The sequence below is a fragment of the Actinophytocola sp. genome (assembly GCF_035712165.1).
Lineage (GTDB): Bacteria > Actinomycetota > Actinomycetes > Mycobacteriales > Pseudonocardiaceae > DASYTH01.
Genome location: NZ_DASTBH010000261.1, coordinates 1 through 6,956 on the forward strand (window position 1 = coordinate 1; position 6,956 = coordinate 6,956).

Below are 6,956 nucleotides of genomic sequence, written 5' to 3' on the forward strand. Positions count from 1 at the left end.
CACCGGGCCGCCGAGGACCACCGGGAGGAGATCGAGGAGGTCCTCAAAGGCGCCGACATGGTGTTCGTGACGGCGGGCGAGGGCGGCGGCACCGGCACCGGCGGCGCGCCGGTGGTGGCCAGCATCGCCCGCAAGCTCGGCGCGCTGACCATCGGCGTGGTCACCCGGCCGTTCTCGTTCGAGGGCAAGCGCCGGGCCAAGCAGGCCGACGACGGGATCACCAACCTGCGCAACGAGTGCGACACGCTGATCGTGATCCCGAACGACCGGCTGCTGCAGCTCGGTGACATCGGCGTGTCGCTGATGGACGCGTTCCGCTCGGCGGACGAGGTGCTGCTCTCCGGTGTCCAGGGCATCACCGACCTGATCACCACGCCGGGTCTGATCAACCTGGACTTCGCCGACGTCAAGAGCGTGATGTCCGGTGCGGGCAGCGCGCTGATGGGCATCGGGTCGGCGCGCGGCGAGGGCCGCTCGATCCAGGCCGCCCAGAAGGCGATCAACTCGCCGCTGCTGGAGGCGTCCATGGACGGGGCGCACGGCGTGCTGCTGGCCATCGCCGGCGGCTCGGACCTCGGCCTGTTCGAGATCAACGAGGCGGCCTCGCTGGTGCAGGAGTCCGCCCACCCGGACGCCAACATCATCTTCGGCACGGTGATCGACGACTCGCTCGGCGACGAGGTCCGGGTGACCGTGATCGCGGCCGGGTTCGACAGCGGCACCCCGACGCACAAGAAGCTGGACCCGACCATGGTCAGCTCGCGCGGCACGGTCGCCGCCGGCGCGGCCGGGCAGGTGCAGCGCCCGGCCACCCCGCCACCGGCGCAGCCGGCGCCGCCGCCCCCGGTCCAGCCGCCGCCCGTGCAGCAGCAGACGTTCCAGAGCGCCAACCCGCTGACCACCCCGGCCGCCAACGGCGTGCCCGGCCAGCGCAACACCACCCCGGGCACGCTGCCCGGCCGCGCCGTTCCCGTGGTCGACGACCCGGACGACGAGGTGGATGTGCCACCCTTCATGCGTCGGTAGTCGGGGCCGTTCTGGCAGATCTGGGGAGCCGCGCGTGCGCGTTCGCAGGGTGGTCACCACCCGGGCCGGTGGAGTGTCGAAGCCGCCGTACGACTCGTTCAACCTGGGTCGATCGGTGGGCGACGACCCCGCTGCGGTGGCGGCCAACCGCGAGCGGCTGGCGGGTGAGCTGGGTCTGCCGCCCGACCGCCTGGTCTGGATGGAGCAGGTGCACGGGCGCAACGCGGTGGTCGTGGACGGGCCGGCCGGCGAGCCGGTGCCGGTCACCGACGCGCTGGTCACGGCCGTGCCCAGGCTCGCGCTCGTGACGCTGGTGGCCGACTGCGTCCCGGTGCTGCTGGCCGATCCGGAGGCCGGCGTGGTCGGGTCGGTGCACGCCGGCCGGGTCGGCGCCCGGATCGGGGTGGTGCCGGCCGCGTTGGAGGCGATGCGTTCGGCCGGCGCCGTGCTCGACCGGGTCGAGGTGCTGCTCGGCCCGTCGGTGTGCGGCGAGTGCTACGAGGTGCCGGCGGCGATGCGGGACGACGTCGAGGCGCATCTGCCGGGCAGCGCCTGCACCACCCGAGCCGGCACGCCGGGGCTCGACCTCCGGGCCGGATTGTGGCGGCAACTCGCCGACGCGGGGGTGGCGAAGATTGGTCTTGACCCCCGGTGCACGGTGGAGGACACCACGCTGTTCAGTCACCGCAGAAATGGCACCACTGGGCGATTGGCCGCGCTGATCTGGATCGACGAATGACGACTGTTTCACCTGGTCGCGCACATATTCGTGAGGAATTCCCGTGACTGACGGTGACGAAAACCGCCGCGCGGAACTGGCCGCCGCGCTGGCCGAGGTGCGCGAGCGCATCGCCGCCGCCGCCCGGGCCGCCGGGCGGGACCCGGCCGGGGTTCGCCTGCTCGCGGTGACCAAGACCAGGCCGGCCTCCGACGCCGCCCTGCTGACCGACCTCGGCATGTTCGACCTGGCCGAGAACCGCGAGCAGGAGGGCGCGGGCAAGGCCGCCGAACTGGCCGGGCTGCGGCCGAATGCCCAGGTCAGGTGGCACCTGGTCGGCCGGCTGCAGCGGAACAAGGCGCGCTCGCTGGCCCGCTGGGCGGCGGAGGTCCAGTCCGTCGACTCGCCCCGGCTGGCCCAGGCCCTTGCGCACGGGGTCGCCGCGGCCCGCGCCGCCGGGGAGCGGTCCGGCCCGCTGGACGTGCTGGTCCAGGCCAGCATCGACGGCGACCCGGCGCGCGGCGGCTGTCCCATCGCCGACCTGCCCGCACTGGCCGAGGAAATCACTCGGTCGGGTGATTTGCGGCTCCGCGGGCTGATGGCCGTCGCGCCGCTGGAAATGGACCCCGGCGAGGCCTTCGAAATCCTGGCCGGAGCAGCGGATCGGCTGCGCCGGGAGCACCCAGGGGCAACCGAGTTGTCCGCCGGCATGAGCGCCGATCTTGAGCAGGCCGTCGCGCACGGTTCGACCTGCGTGCGTGTCGGAACCGCGCTGCTCGGCGCCCGGGGGCTAGCCTCGCCCTGACAAGTGATTCAGGGTCAGCACGGTTCCCGGGAGTACGAGGCGGAGTCGATGGGCGCGCTGCAGAAGCTGAAGGCCTATTTCGGCATGGTCCCGGCGGAGGACTTCGAGGAGTACGACGCCGAGGACTACCTCCCTGAGCGCGGGCAGGACCGTCGCCTCGAGCACAGCCACCGGCCGAGCTACCTCACCGACGAGGACGAATACGACCCCTACCCGCAGCGTCGCCGGCTGTTCGGCGGTCTGCGGTCGGGCTACCGGGAGGACGACGAGGTCGAGCCGGCTGGCCGCGAGGAGGTCTACCTGCCGCCCAATCGGCCCAGGTCACGGCCGGTCTGGACGCCGGAGACCGCACCGACGCACGGCGCGCTCGCCGTCGAACCCAGGAGGGAGCCGGTGAGCCGAGTGCGTACCGAACCGGTCGCCGCGCCCAGCACCAGCGCCTACCCGATGGCCCGGGTGGTCACCCTGCATCCGACCAGCTACAACGAGGCGCGGGCGATCGGCGAGCACTACCGGGACGGCAACCCGGTGATCATGAACCTGACCGAGATGGACGACGCCGACGCCAAGCGGCTGGTTGACTTCGCAGCTGGTCTGGCGTTTGCTCTGCGTGGTTCGATCGACAAGGTCACCAACAAGGTGTTCTTGATCTCACCGCCGAATGTCGACCCGTCAGCGGAGGACAAGCGCAGGATCGCGGAGGGTGGGTTGCTCACCCGAAGTTAGGTCATGGCAGAGTTGATGTGTGGGAGTAGTGTGGCTTGCCCTGTGGTGGGTGCTGTTCACGTTCTGGCTGCTACTGACAGCACGCGTGGTGGTGGAGCTTGTGCGCGCGTTCGCGCGTGAGTGGCGCCCGGCGGGTGGAGTTGCGGTAGCGCTCGAGAGCATCTACACAGTGACCGATCCTCCGGTCCGGTTGGTTCGTCGGCTCATCCCGATGGTCCGGATCGGAGGCGTAGGGCTAGACCTATCGATTATGGTGCTGCTGTTGGTCGTGTTCATATTGATGCAAGTGGTCTATCCAGGGTGACGGGGAACCAGGGAAGACCAGGCAGCCAGCCACTGAGTGCGTGAGGTGATCTGATGTCGTTGACCCCCGCTGACGTACATAATGTCGCGTTCAGCAAGCCTCCCATTGGCAAAAGGGGCTACAACGAGGACGAGGTGGACGCCTTCCTTGACCTGGTCGAGGTCGAGCTTTCCCGGCTGATCGAGGAGAACAACGAGCTGCGCCAGCAGATCGAACAGCTGGACGCCCAGCTCGACTCCACGCGTGCCGACCTCGACGACGCCACCCGGCTGCACGTGCCGGTGGCGCCGCCGCGCGAGGAGCCGCGCCGGTTGCAGCCCGTGCCTCCGCCCAGCGCGCTGGAGCAGACCGCGGCGGGCGGCGGTGGCGATCATCACGTGCAGGCCGCCAAGGTGCTCGGCCTGGCCCAGGAGATGGCCGACCGGCTGACCGGCGAGGCCAAGTCCGAGGCGGACAGCATGCTCTCCGAGGCGCGTACCAAGTCCGAGCAGCTGCTCTCGGAGGCCCGGGCGAAGTCCGACGGCATGGTCAACGAGGCGCGCACCCGGGCCGAGACCATGCTCAACGACGCGCGGACCAGGTCGGAGACGCTGGAACGCCAGGCCCGCGAGAAGGCCACGGCGCTCGAGCGCGACGCCCAGCGTCAGCACAACGAGATCCTCGGCGCGGTGCAGTCGGAGCGGACCTCGCTGGAGAAGAAGATCGACGAGCTGCGTACGTTCGAGCGCGAGTACCGCACCCGGTTGAAGACGTTCCTCGAGTCCAGCCTGCGTGAACTGGGCGACCGGGGCTCTGCGGCGCCGTCCGCGGCCGGCGAGAGCGGCGGCAGCCGTGGCGGCGGGCAGGGCTACGCCTTCGGCGCCCGTGCCGAAGCCGGCTGATCTCGATCTGACCGCACCCGGCGACCCCTAGAGGCGCATCCCTGTGCTTTACCTCGTGCTGGCTCTGGTGATCGCGGCCTTCGCGCTGCTGATCGCCGCGCTGACGACCGCGGTGACCCTGTGGGCATGGATTTCGGTTGGCATCAGTGTCGCTGCCGCCGGCCTGCTCGTCTTCGACTGGTTACGAAGCCGCCGCCGCCTCGCCGGCACGTCGGCCCCGCCCACGGTCGGCCCGCCGCCCACCGACACCTTCACCCCCGTGCCGGATCCCAGCGAGCCTGGTGAAGAGCCCACCGACGCCGCCGACCTGCTGGTGATCTCCGCCCTCACCACCGACGTCCTCGTCGTCGACGAGCACCCGCGTTACCACCTCCCCGAGTGCTCGTGGCTGGCCGACAAGGCCACCCTCCCGCTCCCCATCTCCGAAGCCCGCCAACTCGGCTTCACCCCCTGCGCCCGCTGCGCCCCCGACTCCACCCTCGCCGCCGCCCACCGCGCCCCGAAACAGTGACCGGGGGAAATTGGGCTGGCGCGGCCGGTTAGGCTTGGAGGTACAAGCTTTGATCCGGCTATCACCGGGGAGCTTCCGGAAGAACGGGCGGGCGCCCTAGTAGAACCGGACGGGGTGGCCCGTGACAGCCTCTTCGAGTGGTCGGCGCGAGGGTGCGTCGGCAAGCGGGGTGGTACCGCGGAGCCTGGGCTTCGTCCCCGCGTGGTTCGATGAAGATCGACACGCGAGGAGTGCCAGCCGATGTCGTACCCGAAGGCGCACCACGGCGAACCCGGGGTGCCCGCCCAGCCGTCGTTCCCCAGCCTCGAGCAGGCGGTGCTGGCGTACTGGGAGACCGACCGCACCTTCCAGGCCACTGTGGACGGCCGCCCGGCCGGGGTGAACGGCGCCAACGAGTTCGTCTTCTACGACGGCCCGCCGTTCGCCAACGGGCTGCCGCACTACGGCCACCTGCTCACCGGCTACGTCAAGGACGTCGTCCCGCGCTACCAGACCATGCGCGGCCGGCACGTGGAGCGGCGGTTCGGCTGGGACACCCACGGGTTGCCGGCCGAGGTCGAGGCGGAGCACCAACTCGGCATCAAGACCAAGGCCGAGATCGAGGAGATGGGCATCGCCGCGTTCAACGAGGCGTGCCGCACCTCGGTGCTGCGCTACACCGACGCCTGGCGCGACTACGTGACCCGCCAGGCCCGCTGGGTGGACTTCGACAACGACTACAAGACGCTCGACCTGAACTACATGGAAAGCGTCATGTGGGCGTTCAAGTCCTTGTGGGACAAGGGTCTGCTCTACGAGGGCTTCAAGGTGCTGTGGTACTGCTGGCGTTGCGAGACGCCGCTGTCCAACACCGAGACCAAGATGGACGACGTCTACCTGGACCGGCAGGACCCGGCGGTCACCGTGGGCCTGCGGCTGGAGACCGGCGAACTGGCCCTGGTCTGGACGACCACCCCGTGGACGCTGCCCAGCAACCTGGCCATGGCGGTGCACCCGGACGTCGACTACGTGACCGTCGAGCACGACGGCGAGCGCTACCTGCTGGCGCAGGCCCGGGTCGCCGCCTACGCCCGCGAACTGGGCGAGGACCCGCCGGTGCTGGCCCGGTACAAGGGCAGCGACCTGCTCGGCCGGCGCTACACGCCGCCGTTCGACTTCTTCGCCGGCGCCGCCAACGCCCACCAGGTGCTCGCCGCCGACTACGTGACCACCGAGGACGGCACCGGCATCGTGCACATCGCGCCGGCCTACGGTGAGGAGGACAAGCTCGTCACCGACGCGGCCGGGATCACCCCGGTCACCCCGGTCGACCCGCGCGGCCGGTTCGGGCCCGAGGTGCCGCCCTACGAGGGCATGCACGTCTTCGACGCCAACAGCCACATCATCGCCGACCTCAAGGCGCGCAAGATGATGCTGCGCCACGAGACCTACGACCACGCCTACCCGCACTGCTGGCGCTGCAACGAGCCGCTGATCCAGCGTGCGGTGTCGTCCTGGTTCGTCTCGGTGACCGACATCAAGGACCGGATGGTCGAGCTGAACAAGCAGATCAACTGGGTCCCGGAGCACATCAGGGACGGCCAGTTCGGCAAGTGGCTGGAGAACGCCCGGGACTGGTCGATCTCCCGCAACCGGTTCTGGGGTTCGCCGATCCCGGTGTGGGTCTCGGACAACCCGGAGTACCCGCGCATCGACGTCTACGGCTCGCTGGACGAGTTGGAGCGCGACTTCGGCGTGCGCCCGGCCGACCTGCACCGTCCGCACGTCGACGAGCTGACCCGGCCCAACCCGGACGACCCGACCGGCGCCTCGACCATGCGCCGGGTGCCGGACGTGCTGGACTGCTGGTTCGAGTCCGGCTCGATGCCGTTCGCCCAGGTGCATTACCCGTTCGAGAACGCCGACTGGTTCGAGCACCACTACCCGGGCGACTTCATCGTCGAGTACAACGGCCAGACCCGCGGCTGGTTCTACACGCTGCACGT

8 protein-coding genes are annotated in these 6,956 nt (G+C 70.2%); all 8 read left to right on the forward strand.

The window, feature by feature from the left end:
- A partial coding sequence (ftsZ, locus tag VFO68_RS14685; protein ID WP_325158826.1) for a cell division protein FtsZ occupies window positions 1-1,026 on the forward strand: 1,026 nt, incomplete at its 5' end.
- A 34-nt stretch (window positions 1,027-1,060) separates the two neighbouring features.
- Window positions 1,061-1,765: a peptidoglycan editing factor PgeF gene (gene pgeF, locus VFO68_RS14690; RefSeq protein ID WP_325158827.1), complete on the forward strand. Its 705-nt coding sequence runs from the start codon at window positions 1,061-1,063 to the stop codon at window positions 1,763-1,765.
- A 43-nt stretch (window positions 1,766-1,808) separates the two neighbouring features.
- The gene (locus VFO68_RS14695) at window positions 1,809-2,549 is read left to right on the forward strand and encodes a YggS family pyridoxal phosphate-dependent enzyme (protein WP_414635507.1); all 741 of its coding nucleotides are present in this window, start codon (window positions 1,809-1,811) and stop codon (window positions 2,547-2,549) included.
- Window positions 2,550-2,597: 48 nt separating this feature from the next.
- Window positions 2,598-3,275: a cell division protein SepF gene (gene sepF, locus VFO68_RS14700; protein WP_325158833.1), complete on the forward strand. Its 678-nt coding sequence runs from the start codon at window positions 2,598-2,600 to the stop codon at window positions 3,273-3,275.
- A gap of 28 nt (window positions 3,276-3,303) precedes the next feature.
- A complete protein-coding gene (locus VFO68_RS14705; RefSeq protein ID WP_414635508.1) occupies window positions 3,304-3,579 on the forward strand; it encodes a YggT family protein in 276 nt (91 codons plus the stop codon).
- Window positions 3,580-3,632: 53 nt separating this feature from the next.
- Window positions 3,633-4,460 carry a DivIVA domain-containing protein gene (locus tag VFO68_RS14710; RefSeq protein ID WP_325158829.1) on the forward strand — a complete coding sequence of 276 codons (828 nt, stop codon included), beginning with the start codon at window positions 3,633-3,635 and terminating at the stop codon, window positions 4,458-4,460.
- Window positions 4,461-4,515: 55 nt separating this feature from the next.
- On the forward strand, window positions 4,516-4,971 hold the full coding sequence (locus VFO68_RS14715) for a hypothetical protein (protein WP_325158830.1): 456 nt from the start codon (window positions 4,516-4,518) through the stop codon (window positions 4,969-4,971).
- A gap of 240 nt (window positions 4,972-5,211) precedes the next feature.
- Window positions 5,212-6,956, forward strand: a 1,745-nt coding sequence (locus VFO68_RS14720; RefSeq protein ID WP_325158831.1) for an isoleucine--tRNA ligase, incomplete at its 3' end; no start/stop codon positions are given.